Origin of the sequence: Actinotignum sanguinis (genome assembly GCF_030230305.1) — a bacterium.
Taxonomy (GTDB): Bacteria; Actinomycetota; Actinomycetes; order Actinomycetales; family Actinomycetaceae; genus Actinotignum; species Actinotignum sanguinis.
Window position 1 is genome coordinate 165,636 of record NZ_JASPCQ010000001.1, and the last position, 17,341, is coordinate 182,976.

At 62.5% G+C, this 17,341-nt stretch carries 14 protein-coding genes; 8 read left to right on the forward strand and 6 right to left on the reverse strand.

Annotated elements, in window-relative coordinates; translation table 11 throughout:
• Nucleotides 1–84: 84 nt before the first annotated feature.
• Entirely contained in the window at nucleotides 85–1,164 is a 1,080-nt protein-coding gene (locus tag QP828_RS00760; RefSeq protein ID WP_274732858.1) for an acyltransferase family protein, read from the forward strand.
• Between the two features lie 59 nt (nucleotides 1,165–1,223).
• Here QP828_RS00760 and QP828_RS00765 read toward each other — a convergent pair whose 3' ends face one another.
• A complete protein-coding gene (locus QP828_RS00765) occupies nucleotides 1,224–2,111 on the reverse strand; it encodes a glycosyltransferase family 2 protein (RefSeq protein ID WP_279057924.1) in 888 nt (295 codons plus the stop codon).
• A 177-nt stretch (nucleotides 2,112–2,288) separates the two neighbouring features.
• Between QP828_RS00765 and QP828_RS00770 the strand changes: the two genes are divergently transcribed.
• Both QP828_RS00770 and QP828_RS00775 read left to right on the forward strand, forming a co-directional pair.
• On the forward strand, nucleotides 2,289–3,575 hold the full coding sequence (locus tag QP828_RS00770; RefSeq protein WP_279057923.1) for an MATE family efflux transporter: 1,287 nt from the start codon (nucleotides 2,289–2,291) through the stop codon (nucleotides 3,573–3,575).
• A 145-nt stretch (nucleotides 3,576–3,720) separates the two neighbouring features.
• Entirely contained in the window at nucleotides 3,721–4,710 is a 990-nt protein-coding gene (locus QP828_RS00775) for a glycosyltransferase family 2 protein (RefSeq protein ID WP_279057922.1), read from the forward strand.
• A 9-nt stretch (nucleotides 4,711–4,719) separates the two neighbouring features.
• Here the strand turns inward: QP828_RS00775 and QP828_RS00780 are convergent, their stop codons facing one another.
• Together QP828_RS00780 and QP828_RS00785 are read right to left on the reverse strand one after the other, a co-directional pair.
• Nucleotides 4,720–5,472, reverse strand: a complete 753-nt coding sequence (locus QP828_RS00780) for a hypothetical protein (protein ID WP_274778380.1) — start codon at nucleotides 5,470–5,472, stop codon at nucleotides 4,720–4,722.
• A 33-nt stretch (nucleotides 5,473–5,505) separates the two neighbouring features.
• Nucleotides 5,506–6,777, reverse strand: a complete 1,272-nt coding sequence (locus tag QP828_RS00785) for a gamma-glutamylcyclotransferase family protein (protein WP_279057921.1) — start codon at nucleotides 6,775–6,777, stop codon at nucleotides 5,506–5,508.
• A 204-nt stretch (nucleotides 6,778–6,981) separates the two neighbouring features.
• On the opposite strand from QP828_RS00785, the gene rfbB reads away from it, so the two are divergent.
• Complete coding sequence (gene rfbB, locus QP828_RS00790) at nucleotides 6,982–7,974, forward strand: dTDP-glucose 4,6-dehydratase (RefSeq protein ID WP_016443166.1); 993 nt, start codon at nucleotides 6,982–6,984, stop codon at nucleotides 7,972–7,974.
• 177 nt (nucleotides 7,975–8,151) lie between these two features.
• A complete protein-coding gene (locus QP828_RS00795; protein ID WP_279057920.1) occupies nucleotides 8,152–9,318 on the forward strand; it encodes a nucleotide sugar dehydrogenase in 1,167 nt (388 codons plus the stop codon).
• Nucleotides 9,319–9,432: 114 nt separating this feature from the next.
• On the opposite strand, the gene QP828_RS00800 is transcribed toward QP828_RS00795, so the two are convergent.
• Both QP828_RS00800 and QP828_RS00805 read right to left on the reverse strand, forming a co-directional pair.
• Nucleotides 9,433–11,778 (reverse strand): N-acetylmuramoyl-L-alanine amidase, encoded by a 2,346-nt coding sequence (locus tag QP828_RS00800; RefSeq protein WP_284891023.1) that lies wholly within the window; start codon nucleotides 11,776–11,778, stop codon nucleotides 9,433–9,435.
• 216 nt (nucleotides 11,779–11,994) lie between these two features.
• Nucleotides 11,995–12,852: a glycosyltransferase family 2 protein gene (locus QP828_RS00805; protein WP_284891024.1), complete on the reverse strand. Its 858-nt coding sequence runs from the start codon at nucleotides 12,850–12,852 to the stop codon at nucleotides 11,995–11,997.
• Between the two features lie 109 nt (nucleotides 12,853–12,961).
• On the opposite strand from QP828_RS00805, the gene QP828_RS00810 reads away from it, so the two are divergent.
• The 3 genes from QP828_RS00810 to QP828_RS00820 are packed head-to-tail and all read left to right on the forward strand — an operon-like array spanning nucleotide 12,962 to nucleotide 16,202.
• Entirely contained in the window at nucleotides 12,962–14,323 is a 1,362-nt protein-coding gene (locus QP828_RS00810) for an LCP family protein (RefSeq protein ID WP_284891025.1), read from the forward strand.
• Nucleotides 14,324–14,325: 2 nt separating this feature from the next.
• Nucleotides 14,326–15,663: an LCP family protein gene (locus QP828_RS00815; RefSeq protein WP_284891026.1), complete on the forward strand. Its 1,338-nt coding sequence runs from the start codon at nucleotides 14,326–14,328 to the stop codon at nucleotides 15,661–15,663.
• Between the two features lie 20 nt (nucleotides 15,664–15,683).
• On the forward strand, nucleotides 15,684–16,202 hold the full coding sequence (locus tag QP828_RS00820) for a GtrA family protein (protein ID WP_016443172.1): 519 nt from the start codon (nucleotides 15,684–15,686) through the stop codon (nucleotides 16,200–16,202).
• A gap of 57 nt (nucleotides 16,203–16,259) precedes the next feature.
• Here the strand turns inward: QP828_RS00820 and QP828_RS00825 are convergent, their stop codons facing one another.
• Nucleotides 16,260–17,333: a sensor histidine kinase gene (locus tag QP828_RS00825; RefSeq protein ID WP_016443173.1), complete on the reverse strand. Its 1,074-nt coding sequence runs from the start codon at nucleotides 17,331–17,333 to the stop codon at nucleotides 16,260–16,262.
• Nucleotides 17,334–17,341 lie beyond the last annotated feature (8 nt).

Below are 17,341 nucleotides of genomic sequence, written 5' to 3' on the forward strand. Positions count from 1 at the left end.
ACCTGAAACAATAGCGCGGTGTGCGGCGACGACCCGGTAACGGCGTCGTCGCCCCCACCGTGCTGGGACCACACGAAGGAACGTATGCGCACCTGGCTTGACCCCCGCAATAACTCGCTGAATTTGATTCGGCTGGTTTTTGCGCTCATGGTACTTTTCCACCACGTGGGGCCGGTGACCCAGCTCGTCGGGGAATTCGAAATCACGCCCGGTGAATCGGTAGGCGCCTGGGCTGTTTTCGGTTTCTTCATGATTTCCGGGTATCTCATTACCGCGGCCCGACTGCGTTCGGATGTGGGGCGCTACCTCAAGAATCGCGTGGTGCGCATTTTCCCGGCGTTCCTATTCATCAATGTGGTAACCGCTTTCCTCCTCGCGCCCTTCGTCTATCTGCTCGACCACGGTACCCTGGACGGCTATCTCACCACCGGTCCCACTCCCATCAGCTATATCCTGGGCAATTTCTTCCTCTACATGAACCAGTGGGGCATCGCGGATACCCTCCACAATGTTCCCTACCCCATCGCCTGGAACGGCTCGCTGTGGTCGCTCTACTACGAGTTCGTGTGCTATCTCATTGTGGGCGCGCTGCTCACCATCCCCTTCTTCAAGCGGCACATCTGGCCCACCGCCGCAATTTTCCTGGGCACCTGCGCGCTGCGGGTCTTCCTCCCCACCGCCACGGTGTACCTGGGCACGATGAACGGCACACTTGACCAGCTTTCACGCCTGCTCCCCTTCTTCTTCGGTGGCTCACTCCTCTTCCTGGCCAAAGACCGCCTGAGCCTGACCACCTGGGGAGCCCTGGGCGCCGCCGTTGCGGCCGTCGCCATCATGGTGGTGGCCCCGCATTCCGGGCCGCAGATTTCCGCGCCACTGCTCACTTACGTGCTGCTGTGGATCGGGCAGACGCTTCCCTCCCCACGTCTCTTCCAGGTCCACGATTTCAGCTACGGCATCTACATCTGGGGATTCCCGCTCACCCAGCTCCTCACCCGCCTCGGCCTTGCGGACGCGGCCCCCTACCTCGTTTTCTGCGCTGTTCTTTTTGTGCTTACCGCATTGGGCGCGGCATTCTCCTGGTTCCTGGTGGAACGACCCGCCATGCGAGCCTCGCGCGGTAAGAAAAATCCCTTCGGAGAGTTGCGCGCGCCGGCACGCTAGGGCGTGCGAAGAGGCGCGCTGCGGGGCGTGCGTCGTCGTAAAAACGACGACGCCGGGGCCTACCTGCCCAGCAGGTGACGCAGCAGCGTACGCACCCCGGTGGAGCTGCGCTCCTTGAGAGCCCGCGGCAGCAAGGTAGCGGCGTAGAGGCGCGAGGTGGCGTGCACGTGGGCTGCCCGCTGGGCCTTCCTCCAACCGCGCTTTTTCATCTCCGCGGCCGCGAGCGCGAAATAGCGCCGCTCCCCAGCAAAGCGGGTACCGTCCAGAAGCTTGGAAGCAGAAGCGGAAGAATCGTGGCGGCGGTAGCGGAAGCAGACCGTAGGTTCCACGAGCAGAGAGGCACCGGCAGCCAGCATATCGACGACAATGGCGAGATCCTGGATCAGGGGGAAACCAGCGCGGAAGGGGGTGGCGCGAATCGTCTCGGTGCGGAAAACCAGGGAGGGCCAGTAGAGCCAGTCCCCGGTGAGAAGGACCGCCGCTGCTCCCTCCCCGGAAATAACATTGCCCATCCGGGTGGAGCGCTTGCGCAGAGAGGTTTTGATGCGATCCCCGAGCGGCGAAATAACCGTGCCCTGCGCGTCAATGGGGCGCACGCCGGGCTGAATAATATCGATGGTGGGGTGAGCGGCAATAGCGGCCTGGATGGTCGAAACGAAATTCGGTTCCATCAGGTCATCGCAGCCCATGAACATCATGTATTCCGAGGTGGCCAGCTTGAGGCAGGTCTCGTAGTTTTCGGTAATGCCCCGATTCGTTTCATTACGAATATAGGTGACGCGCTCATCATGAAGGTTGGCGAAATACTCGGGCACGCTCTCATCGGGATAGCAATCATCCACCACGGTGAGCTTCCACTCATCGCTATCCTGGGCCAGGACCGATTCCACGGTTTGGAAGAGGTAGTCCGGGTTACCCCAGAAGGGCAGCATGATATCGAGGCGCATCGGGCATATCCTTTCCGTGGCGAAGCCGCTTGCTGTTTCGCCGCCATCTGTACTAGCGCCTATTATGGCACGGGTGCGCTCAGGGTGCGGGTCCGCACGGGCCGGACGTGCATAGCCGGCCGCCCGGAGTGTGCCGCGCCCTATACTTAAGAGATCCTGCAAAGAGAAAGGCCATCCGTGATGTCCACCGCCGCTGGCCAGAGCTCAGAAACTGCCGGAGCTGCCCTGCCCGTTGCCCTGGGTGGTGCCTCCGGGGCGCTCTCCGGTTTCTTTATTACGGTGGTGAGTGCGCGTTCGCTCTCCCCTACCGATAACACCCTGTTTTTGACGTTCTGGGCTGCCCTGTTCGCCATTATTGCGATTGTGGCGGGGCTCCAAAATGAGGTGACGCGGGCGGTGCGCCGCGACCGGGTGGAAGGCCGCGAGCGGGTGGAAGGTAGCGCGGGCGTGGCATCCGGGGCCGCGGGGCCGCGCTACCGTACCTCACCGGTCCTCATCTGCGCGGGGGTGGGCGTATGTGCCGCGCTGCTGGTGCTGGCCGCCACGCCGCTGTGGCTGCGGGTATTTCACGGGTTTTCCGGGCGTGCCCTTCTTATTGGTTTTATTGCACTAGGGGTACTCCTCAACAGCGTGCATTTGGGACTCCTCGGAGTTTTCGCGGGGCGCGGGAACTGGAAAGTTTTCGGTACTCTCACCTCGCTGGAACCGGCCCTGCGTTTCCTCTTCATTGCGATAGCTGGATATCTCAGCCTTGCGCTCCACCTCTACGCCCTCGCCTGCGTGCTGGCCTGCGGTACCTGGCTGCTGCTCAGCGCCGCGCCGGGAGTGCGGGCTGTGGCGCGCACCCGCATCAATATTGCGCCGCGGGGCTTGGTGCGCCGCCTCCTGCTGGCCATGGCCGCCACCGGGGCCAGCGCGCTCCTCATTAACGGTTTCCCCCTCCTGATGAGCCTAACTACCGAGCCGGAGGTGTTCTCCCAGGCCGCTCCGCTCATTCAAGCGGTATCTGTAACCCGCGCGCCCCTCATGCTTCCCCTGGTGGCTTTCCAGTCCATGGTGATCACGGTCTTCGTCCAGCACCCCGAGCGCACCCGCGGTCATTTGCTACGGCTGGCCGTTATTGTGGGAGGAATTGGCGGGATTGGCGCCCTGGCCGCCGCCGCGTGCGGCCCGTGGCTCATGGCGGTTATCTTCGGATCGGCTTATGCGAATACTCCCCTGACGCTGGGATTATTGGTTCTTGCCGCAGCCTGCCTGGCTCTTCTTACGCTCACCGGGGCGGTGGCGCTGGCCGCCGATCACCACCGCCTCAATATTCTGGGGTGGTGCGTGGCCCTGCTGGTCTGCGTCGCCTTGATGCTCCTCCCCATTTCTTTGGACATACGCACGGTTGTTTCCCTGGTCGTGGGCCCGCTGCTGGGCAGCATCTGCCATATCCTCGGTCTGGTGCGCCGCACTCGATAACACTGCACGGCACCCGCTAACACTGCATGGCGCCCGATAGAGCCCGATAGCACGCCAGAAGCTTGGGGACCTTCGGGGCCGGGCGGGATGCACCGGGACCGCGCGCGGGTACCATGGAGACTACTGAGCTGACCTAGGAGGAATCATGGCACGGGTATCCGTTATCACTCCCGCCTACCGCGGTGAGGACACCATTCGGCGCGCGGTTGTATCGGTCCTGGGCCAAACAATGCCCGATGTGGAGCTCATCGTTGTGGATGATCACTCCCCCGATAACACCGCCGGCGTGCTGCACGACCTGGAAAAAGAACTGGCCGATACCCGCCTCACCGTGATCTACCACGAGAACAATACCGGGGTATCCGGGGCGCGAAACTCCGCCCTCGACCGCGCTTCCGGTGACTATATTGCCTTCCTCGACGGGGATGATTATTGGGAACCCACCTATCTGGAACGGATGCTACGTGAAGTGGAAAGCGCGCCCGGTACCGATGTGGTGTGCTGCGGGCGCACCATTCATCTCTCCAATGGCCACACGCGCACCGAGCACTCCCGTTTCCTCGGTACCCTGGCGGGCCCGGAGGCGGTGCGAGCTTTCCTCACCGATAACCTCACCCCGTTCCTCTGGGATAAGCTTTTCGCCGCCGCCACGTTCGAGGGTTTGCGTTTCCCCGAGCATATTCACCGCGGGGAAGATCAAGTTGTTGCCGCGATAGCGCTTTCCCGGGCCCGGCAGGTCACCTCCATTCCCGATGCCCTAGCCAATTACGTGGTGGGGACCCAGTCCCTCACCTGGGGCCGTGTTCCCGATCCGCAAGAATATGAGGATGCCGCACGTTTCCTAGCCGAAAAGCTCGGGCCGGAATGGATGGCAGAACCGAAAAACCTTTCCGCTTTTTTGGTGTACCGTACCCTCGCCATGATGATTTTGGCGCAATCCGCCATGCGTTCGGAGAAGGACACCGCGGATATTGTGCGCTCGGCACGGCGTGCTCTTAGCTTGCCCATGCTGCGCGCCACCGCGCAGGCCCGCCCGCAGCTAGCGGCCGGAGCCGCCCTGCTGCGTACGTGCCCGGCACTCTATCGCAAGATCTACCTGCGTTACGTGCGCAGCACCTACGCCATCGCGGATTAGGAGCGGCGCTTAGAAAGCCCAGCGCCACCCCGAACCCGGAACACCCCAGGGGTTGTAGACCAGATAGCCGTGCTCCAGGGAGGTTTCCAGGACCACCTTGCCGGCCGCGCTTTCTCCCGGATTGATAAAGGGGGTTACCCGTTCCGCGGCGGGATAGCACGCGTACGATGCCACCGAGTGGCTATCTTCCTGGATATTTCCATCCCGGTCCGTGAGGTGGAAAGCATCCCGATCCAGGGTGAGGAAGGGAGCATCCGGGTCGTACGCGGCATAATCGGCTGCCATCTGCGCATTGAGATCAACCACGAGGAAAGTGCCGTTCTCGGCAGTGACCACCGCTGGTTCCGCGATGCGTGAGGGGCACTCCTGCGCCCGTGCGATATCCGTGACAGTCAGGGTGAACGCAGCCCGAGTGGCGCCGTCGACCGAAAGACCTACCGGCACCCCAAGCTGAGCTTCCACGTCCCCGCTCGGAGCAATCGCAACCGGGCGGCCCCCTTCCGCCCCATCATTAACCGCGGCGCGTTCCTGCGCAGTCCCGGAGCCGTTCCCGCTGGTCGCAGCGCCGCCGGGCGCCGCGCTCGCCACCGGAATGGGGGTGACCGGATCGGGATCACCCACCGCGGTGCTCGCGCAGCCACTCAGACCCGTGAGCGCGGCTAGGCTCAGCCCCACGAGCGCATGCCCGATGGTCCACCGGTTCGCGCGCCTGTCACGCCCGGACGAAAGTGCGGGTTGTGCGGTGTGAATACTGTGCGTCATCTCGTTATCTTTCCTTTTCCTCGCCACGCGTTCTTAGAAGCGGTGGAAATCGCCGTGGGGTACCACGTAGCCCCAGCGCCGCGCGAAATCCTGCCGCCATGTGGTTGCCACGTACATCCACGCCGGCCCGTCTACGGTGGTAACAAGGTCACGGGTGTAATTCATGTGGTTGGGGTTCCCGCCCGGAACATAACCTTCCCAATCATCCATTTGCGCCATTTTTGCGTCATAATTCCACGGTCCATACGTGAGGAGATCCCCGCGCAGCCCGTGCGGGCCGGGCAGGGCCCACGGCCACGGATTCCACCGCGGACCGGTGATCCACAGTTCATAACCCGGCACGGAGCTTTCTTTGATCCCGGAGTAGTTATTAACAACGTAGGCAGCTTCTTCGCCCTGACGTAATGTTCCGTAGACCAGAATGGGGTATCCGCCGGAATTGGGACCAAGGTTGGGCGGGCGCTGACTATTGGGGGCCGGCGGTACGTAATCGCGGCGCACCGCCAGGGTGTCTACACCATCGCGGTCCCAGTCACCCACCAGCACGTTATCTCCGTGGCGCCCGTAGGAGAATTCCGTGGAGGCATCCCCACCGGAAACAGTGGAATTATTGACGTAGTACATATTGCCGCGGCGCACCGCGAAACTATCGATACCATCGCCATCCCAGTCACCGACCAGAACGGTATCCCCGTGGCGCCCGAAAGAGAAAACCGTGAAATTCTCGTCATCATCAAGAACATTGCTGACGTAGAACATATTGCCGCGCCGAATAGCGAGGGTATCGGTGCCGTCCCCGTTCCAATCCCCCGCGATCACTTCATCATCGGGCTCACCGAAGGTGAAGGTATGTTCCCCGCCCCCGGTGGTGAGCTCATTGCGCACGAAATACGTATTGCCGCGGCGAATAAGAACGGTATCGCCCACCACCGCATCCCAATTACCGATGAGGAATTGGTCGGTGGGCAGCCCGAATTTAAAGTGGATATCAGCATCTCCGGACAAGAAGTTGTTTTTCATATAGAAATCAGAGCCACGGTTCACGCCGAGGGTATCGCGGCCATCGCCGTTCCAATCCCCGGAAAATACCACATCGGTATGCCGCCCGTAGGACATCTCCACGTCGGCTTTACCCGAGGTAAGAGAGTTTTTGAAGAAATAGTAGTTCCCTGCGCCCTCGTCCAGCGCGGGAGCGCCCTGCGCTGCCGGCATGAGCCCCAGCGAGCTCACGATAAGCGCCAGCACTGCGATGATGCCAAGCATCAACCCTGCGATGCGGTTACGCGCGTGTGAATACCTCTCCAAGAGAACCTCCTCGGGTTGTTCGCGCCCCGGCATGGTGGATGGGCCCAGGCCGCGATGCGTGGACGATAGTTCCAGCCTAAACCCTACAGGGGGCACAATAGTGGAGATCGCCTCTGACGTACTCCAATTAAGAAGGGTGTGCTCACTCTTTACCCTGTAGTTCCGGGTAGAATTAGCCACGAACTGACCCACGAAAGGAATAATATGCGTGTCCTGGTTACCGGCGGTGCCGGATTTATTGGCGCGAATTTCGTTCACCAAACCGTTGAGGATTATCCGGATGCCGAAGTTGTCGTCCTGGATAAACTCACGTACGCGGGTAATCCCAAGTCCATTGAGGGCCTGGACCGCGTCACCCTGGTCCAGGGCGATATTGCGGATATGGATACCGTTGATCCCCTGGTCAAGGACTGCGATCTGGTGGTGAATTTCGCGGCGGAATCCCACAACGATAATTCTCTCGTTGATCCCTCCCCCTTCATCCGCTCCAACCTGGTGGGCACCTACACGATTCTGGAAGCAGTACGGCGCCACGGCGTGCGCCTCCACCATATTTCTACCGACGAAGTGTACGGGGACCTGGAGATTGACGAACCGCGCCGCTTCCAGGATGGCGATCCCTATATCGCTTCCTCCCCGTATTCGGCTTCCAAGGCCGGCTCAGATCTGCTGGTGCGTGCCTGGGTGCGTTCCTTCGGGGTGGAAGCCACCATTTCCAATTGCTCGAATAACTACGGCCCCTACCAGCACGTGGAGAAATTCATTCCGCGTACCGTCACCAACCTTCTGGATGGTATCCGCCCGCGTATCTACGGCACCGGCCTCCAGGTGCGCGATTGGATCCACGTGCGCGATCACAATGTGGCCGTGTGGGAGATCATCAACAAGGGCCGGATCGGGGAAACCTACCTCATCGGCGCGGATGGCGAAAAGAATAACCTCGAGGTCGTCAAGATGATTCTCCAGGAATTCGGTCGCGAACCCGATGATTTCGATCATGTGAATGACCGCCCCGGTCACGATCAGCGCTACGCCATCGATAACTCCAAGCTGGTGGAAGAAACCGGCTGGCAGCCGAAGTTCAAGGACTTCGCCGCGGGTCTGCATGACACCGTGGAATGGTACAAGGCCAATGAAGAGTGGTGGCGCCCGCAGAAGGAAGCCGTGGAGGCTAAGTACGCCAAGACCGGCCACTAAAGCGCCGTCTGTGCCGCTGCCCCGCTCGCATCATTCTCCGCTTGGCACCGTGAGTGCCCCGGAGCGCGAGCGGGGCAGCGCTATTCGTGGAAGCCTACCCGCGCGTTTCTCCGTGTCCCACCGGCCCGGGCGCGGCAGGCCGGCTATACTGTACGCAACCCAAGAGCTAGGAGCATCATGCAGATTGCTGTGATCGGGCTGGGCTACGTGGGCTTGGCCAACGCCGTCCTTCTTGCCCAACACCACGATGTTGTCGGATCGGATCTGAATCCCGCGAAAGTGGATGCGATTAACGCCCGCACCTCCCCGATCCAGGATGCCAGAATCGAAGAGTTCCTCGCTACCAAGCCTCTTTCGCTGCGTGCTACCACCTCAAATATTGCGGCCCTGGCGGGTGCTGACTACGCCGTTATCGCCACCCCCACCGATTACGATACGGAGACCAATGCCTTCGATACGGCCTCGGTGGAGAGTGCAATCGCGCAGGTAGCTGAGGCGAATCCCAGCGCCGTCGTCGTTATTAAATCCACTATCCCCATCGGTTTTACCGCGCGGATGCAAGAAACCTTCCCGCAACTCCGCATCGTCTTTTCCCCGGAGTTTTTGCGCGAAGGTAAAGCGCTGCAAGATAATCTCAACCCGTCCCGCATTGTTGTTTCGGGCGACGACGCCGCAGCCGCCCACTTTGCCCAGTTGCTAAGCGAGGGAGCCGAGGCGCGCGACGTCCCGATTATCCAGGTGGGAACCCGGGAAGCCGAAGCGATCAAGCTCTTCTCCAATACCTATCTGGCTATGCGGGTCGCATATTTCAATGAGCTTGATTCTTTCGCGCTGGCGCGCGGCCTCAACGCCGCGGAGATTATCCGCGGAGTGGGTCTGGATCCGCGCATCGGGGATCATTACAATAATCCCTCTTTCGGTTACGGCGGCTACTGCCTGCCCAAGGACACCAAGGAATTACGCGCGGACTTCCAGGGCGTGCCCGAAAATCTCATGTCCGCGATCGTGGAATCCAATGACACCCGAATTGAATTCCTCGCTAGCCGCCTCGCCTCGGCCGGCTACACCACGGTGGGCATCTATAAGGTCGCGATGAAATCAGGTTCGGATAATCACCGGGCTTCGGCCGCTCTGAGCCTCGCGGCGCAGTTGCACGCGCGCGGTGTGGGAGTGCTCGTTTACGATCCGGCACTGGTGCCGGGCGCCCTCGGGGATATTCCGGTTCTGGATTCCTGGGAGGAATTCCAGGATCGCGCGGACGTGATCATCACGAATCGCCTGGACGGCACCATGCCGGAAACCTCCACGCCGGTGCTCACCCGCGATATTTTCGGGCGGGACTAGCGCGCTCGGGCACAGCGCGCACTGCATCTACGTACTTATACGTAACGGGCCGGGGATACTCGCGTCGCAGCGAAGTTTCCCCGGCCCGTACCTTGTAAGGCTGGTGCTCTCGCTTTACCGCGAGCGCACCACCCCGAGGGTCTGGCCCCCCTGGCCATCCCAATCACCGAAAATGACCATATCGCTGTGGCGCCCGTACGTAACATCTTCTACTACTTCCGGGCCGCTGAGCGGACCGCGCACCACGTATACATTCCCGCGGCGCACCACGAGGGTGGAGCGTTGGGGCTCAATCTTCGCGGCGAGCACCTCGTCACCCGGGTTCCCGTAGGCCATTTCCGCGGAAACTGCGCTGGTGGCAAGGTTATCCGTAAAGACAAAGACATTGCCGCGCCGCACCGCCAGGGTGTCCACGCCATCCCCGTTCCAATCGCCCACCAGCCAGGTATCCCCCGGGTTACCGAAGCAGTAAACCGCATCGGCCGGGCCGGACGTGAGGGAATTGCGCACGAGGAGCAGGTTGCCGCGCCGCACCGCGAAGGTGTCCACGCCGTCCCCGTTCCAATCGCCCACATAGACTTCATCGCCGGCGCGCCCGAAGCTAAAGACCCGGGTGGCAACCCCGGAGGTGAGGTTATCGCGCACGTGGAAAATATTGGAGCGGCGAATCGCCAGGGTATCGCGCCCGTCGCCGTTCCAGTCGCCGGTGAGGATTTCATCGCCGCGCAGGCCGTAGTCCATCACAATATCGGCGGTGCGTCCCCAGCCATTAGCGAGGAAGAAGCGCGGCGGGAAAGGCGCCACGCGGGAGGAGGGCCGCGGGTTGCTCGGCGCGGGAGCTGGCGGGGCGGGCGGGCGCGGTGCCGGTGGCTGGGTGGGGCGCGGCGCGGGCTGCGTCGTCGTACCACCACCGGAACGCAATTGCGTATAGATACGGTAGGCGTTCTCACGAATGGAACCGATGGAATCGTAGATCGTGCCCGGGCAGGAAGTGTTGCCCACATCGCGGTGCCCCACAATACGCGGCATAGCTTCACCGGAACGGTAACGCGCCGAATTATTGCGCTGCGGGATGGTCAGCGAGGTGGTGCCGCGCGGATCCAGGCCCGCGAGCGCGAATTTCCAGCCGGCCACATCCGCGAGGGTGTTGAGAATAGTTTGCGAGGGGCGGTGATCCGCGGTAAATGTGCCGAGCACGGAGACGCCCATCGTGCCGGTATTACGCCCGGCGGCGTGCGCACCAATGGCCATGGTGCCGTCCTGGGATTGCAGCGTGCCGTAGCGACCTTCCCACTTCCCGCCGTATTTATCGACGATCACGTTATAACCAATATCGCCCCAATCGCGGGTGACGGCATGGAAAGCGTAAATTCCGCGGATAACGTTCGGCACCCCGGCCTGGCTGTAATTATTCGAGCCGGCGGTGTGATGGATAACCATCCCCTGGAAGGGTGCGTATTCCACCGGCCAGGTCATGAGGGAACGATCCGCACCCCAATCGGCCCGGGTATGGATCCCGCGGGTGCCGATGCGGTTGGTCCAATCGCGGGAGGTGGGCAGCAGGCCGTTCGCAACCACGCTGCCCTGCTCGAGGGTGCCCCCGGCGCGTGCGGCGGAAAGCGACGCACCCACGGCCGGAATTTCTTCTTCGCCCTCTTCGGGATTGACCACCGGATCGGTTTCGGTGCCGCGTTCGGGCAGAATCGGCGCAGTTTCGGCCTCCTCCACCTCGACGGTATCACCCTCAGCGGTATAGGCAATATCGATGCGCAGGCCGGCCGGCAGCGGGCCCTCGCCCTGGGTGATACGCACCTGAATCCCGGTGGACTCCCCTGAAACGTTGTATTCCGTTCCGGGCCGTTCGCGCTCGGTTTGGGATTCCTCACCCACTTCGTACCAGTCTGACCACTGTTCTCCGTCCAGGGTGCGCATTTCGATGGAGGCACCCTCGGGGAGGCTCTCCCCGCGGTTCCAGGTCAGCCCCGCTACCGCGAAGGGTTCGTCCACCCGCACCGGGCTGGTGAAGACGGCGTAGTTATCGGCCAGTTCACCACCGGTTACGGTGTTTCCCGCCTCCGTGCCCGCCGTGGCTCCCTTTTCTGCGTCCGCGTTTTCTGCATCTCTATTTTCTGCGCGCAGCACGTTGGTGCGTACCGCATGCGATACGACGCCGCCCGCGCGCGCGGCACTCGCTTCCGGGGTAGCTTCGGCTTCCTCGGTGGGTTGCGCCGCTTCGCGCGGCTCGGCTTCCTTGCCAGAACCGAGTGCGCTCTCCACGGTTTCCTCCAGCTGCGCGGTGGCGGTAGTGGTCAAGGCTCCCGCTTCCGTGGTGAGCGGAATAACAATACTACCCTGTGCATCATCGTTCTCAGCGAAAGCGTAGCCCACAATCGGGACGGCAAGGCCCGCACTCGCGAGCGCCAGCACGGTTCCTAGAACAAGACCGCGACGTTTGGTCATTTTTCCCTCCGGTTCACGCTGTCCGCCACGATGGGGACTCATACGGGCAGCTTCCAGACTTACCTTACGGCAAAAGTCCCAACTTTCACACCCTTAACTCCGATTTACTTTAACCTCATAAAAATACATCGGTGTAATTCACTTGAGGCCACCGGGCACGGTGCGGAGCCGCCTCGCGGACACTCGTAGCTCCGGCTTGATTTTAATACGTTTTAGTTAGTGAGAGCGACGACGCGCCGCGCGCGCTGCCCGCACGTGCAGCTGCGCCCGCAGCGCGAGCCCACCCCGGATTGCCCAGCGCAGCGGCGCCTGCCAGGGGCGCGCGTAGACGCTATCAATATAGTGCGCTGCGCTGCGGTGATGTTCGCGCAGCATGGCGGCCGGCTGGTCTTTCCAGGAGGCCCCCTGGGAGTGGATAACTTCCGCTTCGGGCAGGAAAATCGATTGCCAGCTCGCCCGGGCCAGGGCCTCCCCCAGGGCCACATCCTCGAAGAACATGAAATAGGAATCATCGAAACCACCCACGGCTTCGAAGGCCTCCCGCCGCAGCAGCAGGCAGGCGCCGGAAAGCCAGTCCACCGGGTGAGCCCGGGTGACGTCCGCATTGGAGCGGTAGGAACGGGAGAAGGGATTATTCGGCCACATATTCCCGAGTAGCGCGTGCCCCACCCCGGAAACGATCCGCGGAAATTGACGGGCCGAGGGGTAAATCTCCCCTTCGGGAGTACGGATAAGCGGGCCGAGCGCGCCGGCCCGCGGGAAGCTTTCCGCCCCGCGCACCAGCGCATCGAGGGAGCCGGGGGTGAAGACCACATCGGGATTGGCCACCGCCAGCCATTCGCCGGTGAAACCCTGGGCTCCGCGGTTGGCGGCCCGCCCGTAACCGATATTTTCCCCGGTGCGCACCACCCGGGCCCCGTGGGCGCGGGCCACCCGATCCACTTCGGCGTGCTCCGAACCGTTATCCACAATGACGCATTCGTAGGCCTCATGCAGGGCCGCCGGGAGGGAGGCGAGAAAAGCTTCCAGTTCCGCCCCGGGATTGAAAGCCACGGTGATGACACGAATGCGCATGGTCCTAGCCTAGCCGAGCCACGCGCCTCCCGCCCGCGCCACCGTGCTTAACACCGCAGTGCGGCGCTTCTTCCAGCGGGCGACGCACCCGAACCCCTATGATGAGGTAGTGGCAAAAAACTCACGCGCCGCGGCGCATCTGATCGGGGGCCGCCGCACCTCTTCGTGGTGGCGGGTCGTGCTGCTTGTGCTGCTCGCGCTCCTCCTGACTTTCGGGACGGCACTGTGGTCCGCGTGGGCGCGCTACCAGGGGAATATCACCCGGGCCGATATTGATGATCTGGTTCCCTCCGCCGCCGCGGCGGAGCCGGTGGATCCTTCCGCGGGCCGCCCGCTCAATATCCTCATTCTTGGTTCGGATGTACGCAGCGGGGATTCCGATATTGATAACGCCGGAGAGTCTGGCGAAGTCGGGGGGATGCGCGCGGATACCACCATGATCATGCATATCAGCGCGGATCGCAGCCGCGTGGATATTGTGTCCGTGCCCCGCGACACCCTCGTGGATATTCCTTCCTGCACGATCCGCACTTCTTCCGGTGGTTCGGAAACGGTTACCACCCGCCCCGCTCCCGAAACCATGTTCAACTCCGCTTTCGCCATTGGCGGCCAGTACGGGGACGTGGCCAGCGCGGCGGCCTGCACCATGACCACTCTCCACAAGATGACCGGCATTACTTTCAACGGTTATATCGTGGTGGATTTTGCTTCCTTTATTTCCACCGTGGATGCCCTGGGCGGGGTTCCCATGTACTTCGCGGATGATCTGTACGACGAGCGCGCCGGCCTCGATATTACTTCCGGCTGCCGCCTCCTCAACGGCACGCAGGCCCTGGCCCTGGCTCGGGCCCGCTACAGCGTGGGAGACGGCTCGGATATTTCCCGTATCGGCCGCCAGCACGAATTGGTGAGCGCGGTGGCAGCCGAGGCCCTGCGCTCCAATCTCCTCACCGATTTCGGCCGCCTCATGCGCCTGCTCGACGCCGCGACCCAGTCCCTGCAAACCTCCCAGGAGATCGGCTCCATCAGCAATATTGTGGGCCTGGCAAATTCGCTGCGCTCCCTCGATCCGGCCAATATCCGCTTCTGGACCATGCCTTTCGCCTGGGCTGGTAACCGCGTGGTCGCCACCGATTCCGCCGATTACGTGTGGGAGGCACTACGCCGCGACGTTCCAGTACGTGCGGAGAAGAATGCCGACGGCGTTTTCGTTGGCTTGCCACCGGAAGGCAGCCCGGATGCTCTTCCCAGTACCGCCGCTAGCGGCATACCCAGCACCGGCAGTGACGCTGAGGGAGCTTCGAGCGCCGCGGAATCCACCACCACTGGTGATACCGAAGCCGCCACCTCATCCGAAAGCACACCCGCAGCACCGGAGCCGGATAGCGACACGCCGGCCTCTCAGGCTCCCACAACCGCCCGAACCGCCGAATCAGCGCCCGTATGCACCCGAGAGAATGCGATTCCCTGAGTATGAACCGTTTCCATGGGGCTACCCCACCACCGTCGTTCCCACCCAAGCGCAGGCTTCCGCGCCCCTCCTCGCAGGGCGCGCAGCCGGTGGGACGGGGCCGCGCTACGCCACCCGAAGCGCGCGAACAATTCGCTGATATTCCCGGCTCTACCCGCGCCGCCGGGGCTCCGCGCCGGCCCGCACCCGTGCAGCCCCCGAGCTTTGCTCCGCAACGCCAGGTGGCATCCGCTCCTCCGGCAAAATCCTTCGAGCAGGCACCTTCCTACCCGCCCGCAGCGTCCTACCCGGCCGTCCGCCCCGCCGCGCAGGCCGCGCCGGCTGCCCCCTACCCGCATAGCGGGGCTGATCGTCATCCGGTACCGGATATGCCCGGGATGGGTGCACCTGCCGGGCGCACCCGGCGCCGCCATCCGTGGCGCTGGGTTGCTGGCGTCGTCGTTCTTCTTCTTATTCTTGCGGTGGCCTGGCCCACCTATCTGTTCTTTTACGGCAATTCCAAGCTGACCCGAATGGATGCGCTGAGCGGGGCCGCGGCAACAAGCGGCACCACGTACCTGATTGTGGGTTCGGATGTGCGCGAAGCGGACGGGATTGATGACCCGACCGAGGGTGAGCGCGCGGATACCATTATGTTGCTCCACGTTCCCGAATCCGGGGCACCCGCGCTGGTCTCCCTCCCGCGTGATTCCTACGTGAATGTTCCAGGGGAGGGCGAACAGAAGCTCAATTCTTCCTTCGCTTTGGGCGGGCCGCGGCTCCTGGTAGAAACGGTGGAGGAACTTTCCGGGATGACCGTGGATCACTATATCCAGATTTCCATGGCCGGGGTGCAGCAGATTGTGGACGCGGCCGGCGGGGTGCGCCTGTGTTACGACGACGACGTAGACGACGCGGACTCGGGCATGGTCTGGGAAGCTGGCTGCCACGAAACGAATGGCGCTCAGGCCCTCGCTTTCGCGCGAATGCGCAAATCTGATCCGCTGGGTGATCTCGGGCGTACCAACCGGCAGCGCCAGGTGGTGTCGTCCCTGATCGGCAAGCTCAAGACCCCGGCAACGCTGGTGGATTTCCCGCTGCAGCGGCGCATGGTCGGCACCGCCGGCTCCATCCTCACGGTAGATCGCGATACGTCGCTGTACAACGTGGGACGGGCCGGGCTGGCGCTCGGGAGCGTGCTGGGCGAAGGAGGTCTGGCCGGAGTTCCCCCCATCGCCGATCTTGATTACCGTGCCAATGGGCAGTCTAATGTGCTCCTCGATCCGCAGCGTACCCCGGAATTCTTCCGGAAAATGCGCGAGGGGAACCTGACTCCGGCTGATATGCTTCCCAGTTTCTAAAGCGTGATAGTCTCAGCGCGATGACTGCCCCAGTACCAGAACCAACACCAGAACCTCGTTCCTCCAGCCGCGCCCGGGTGGAGAAATTGCTGCGCCGTTTACTCAAAGGGCAGAGCTTCCGGCAGTGGCTCGTGGAATTCCTGCAGTTCTGCACGGTGGGGCTGGGTGCCTATATCGTCAATGTGGGTATTTTTAATCTGCTGGCTCACACCGGACTGGTGCGGCTGCCGGGGGACCAATCCATGACGGCGAAAGTCATATCCGTCACGCTGTCCGTGATTTTCTCCTGGGTGGCTAACCGCTTGTGGACGTTCCGCAGCCAACGCTCCGCGGAGAAAATGCGAGAGTTTCTGCAATTCGTGGCGGTGAATCTGTGTGGCATGGCGATTGAGCTGGGCTGCTTGTGGTTCTCCCGCTACGTGCTGGATATGCGTTCCCAGCTGGCCGATAATATTTCTTCCAATGTGGTGGGGTTGATTTTGGGCACCGCCTGCCGCTACGTGCTCTACCGCTACGTGGTGTTCCGGGTGCGCGAATAGCGCCGTTATCCGGCGGCCGAGGAGCCCGGTGGCGTTTTCCTCCGCAGCACGCCTTTGTTAGAAGCGCCGTCTGCGGGCACCCACCGAAATTTCGCCACCCGCGGGGAAAACCTTCGCCGGGTCAAGAGCAGCCGGGAGCGCGGCAAGGACCACCGAAAAAACAGGAGGCCGCGCCTGGGATAATTCCAGCCGCCCGCCATTGCGTTCGGCTAGTTGGCGGGCGAGCGGCAGGCCGAATCCGGTGGACCCGCCCAGGGAAAATCCCTGGGTGAAAATAGCTTCCACGAATTCGGGAGCGACTCCCTCTCCCTCGTCACTAATATCGATAATGACGCCCCGGCCGGCTGGGCGCGAGGTAACCGCCGTCGTCCCTGCCCCGTATTTCAGCGAGTTTTCCACGCACGTGGCAATGATTTGGGAGAGCGCCCCGGGATCAGAGAGCACCGGGCCGTGCTCGCCCACCGTGAAGACCACTTTCCGGCCTGCCGCCGCGAAAGCCCGCTCCCACTCCACACCCTGCTGGGCAAAAATGGGTTGCAACGCCACCGCCTCCGTGGCACTTTCCTGAGCACGCGAGGCGTGAAGCAGATCGGTCACCACCCCGGTCAGGCGTTCCACCTGTTCCAGGCAACGCGTAGCTTCTTCTTTAACGTCCGGATCCTTGCTGAGGTACTGGATTTCCTCCAGACGCATGGATAGCGAGGTGAGCGGAGTGCGTAGCTGGTGGGAGGCATCGGCCGCGAATTGTCGTTCAGCGGAAAGCCTGCCGGCCATGCGATCCGCGGCGCGCGCGATCTCCTCAAAAACCAGGTCAATTTCTTCAATTCCCGAGGGCGCCATTTGCGGGCGGGTGGTTCCCGCTCCCAGCTGTTCGGCAGCGGCAGCCAGGTAGATAAGCGGCGCGGAAATGCGGCGCGAGACCCGCATGGCGATCCCCACCGCCACCAAAATAGCTACGATAATCGCCAGGATTTCCGCCCCTAAGAAGAGCACCATATCCCGCCGGGCCCGCCCCTCATCAAGGGCATTGCGCGGGATCGTCACCCCGCCCATCACCAGCGCGGGAATCCCGACCAGTAAAATAGCCGCCAGCGCGGTGCGGATCGTCATCCGCAAAGAACGTGCGCGCATCGGTTCTT

What these genes read in the sequence shown, in the direction of transcription:
- QP828_RS00760 (WP_274732858.1), top strand. Translation starts at nt 85, where the DNA reads ATGCGCACCTGGCTTGACCCCCGCAATAACTCGCTGAATTTGATTCGG.
- QP828_RS00765 (WP_279057924.1), bottom strand. Translation starts at nt 2,111, where the DNA reads ATGCGCCTCGATATCATGCTGCCCTTCTGGGGTAACCCGGACTACCTC.
- QP828_RS00775 (WP_279057922.1), top strand. Translation starts at nt 3,721, where the DNA reads ATGGCACGGGTATCCGTTATCACTCCCGCCTACCGCGGTGAGGACACC.
- QP828_RS00780 (WP_274778380.1), bottom strand. Translation starts at nt 5,472, where the DNA reads ATGACGCACAGTATTCACACCGCACAACCCGCACTTTCGTCCGGGCGT.
- rfbB (WP_016443166.1), top strand. Translation starts at nt 6,982, where the DNA reads ATGCGTGTCCTGGTTACCGGCGGTGCCGGATTTATTGGCGCGAATTTC.
- QP828_RS00795 (WP_279057920.1), top strand. Translation starts at nt 8,152, where the DNA reads ATGCAGATTGCTGTGATCGGGCTGGGCTACGTGGGCTTGGCCAACGCC.
- QP828_RS00800 (WP_284891023.1), bottom strand. Translation starts at nt 11,778, where the DNA reads ATGACCAAACGTCGCGGTCTTGTTCTAGGAACCGTGCTGGCGCTCGCG.
- QP828_RS00805 (WP_284891024.1), bottom strand. Translation starts at nt 12,852, where the DNA reads ATGCGCATTCGTGTCATCACCGTGGCTTTCAATCCCGGGGCGGAACTG.
- QP828_RS00815 (WP_284891026.1), top strand. Translation starts at nt 14,326, where the DNA reads ATGAACCGTTTCCATGGGGCTACCCCACCACCGTCGTTCCCACCCAAG.
- QP828_RS00820 (WP_016443172.1), top strand. Translation starts at nt 15,684, where the DNA reads ATGACTGCCCCAGTACCAGAACCAACACCAGAACCTCGTTCCTCCAGC.
- QP828_RS00825 (WP_016443173.1), bottom strand. Translation starts at nt 17,333, where the DNA reads ATGCGCGCACGTTCTTTGCGGATGACGATCCGCACCGCGCTGGCGGCT.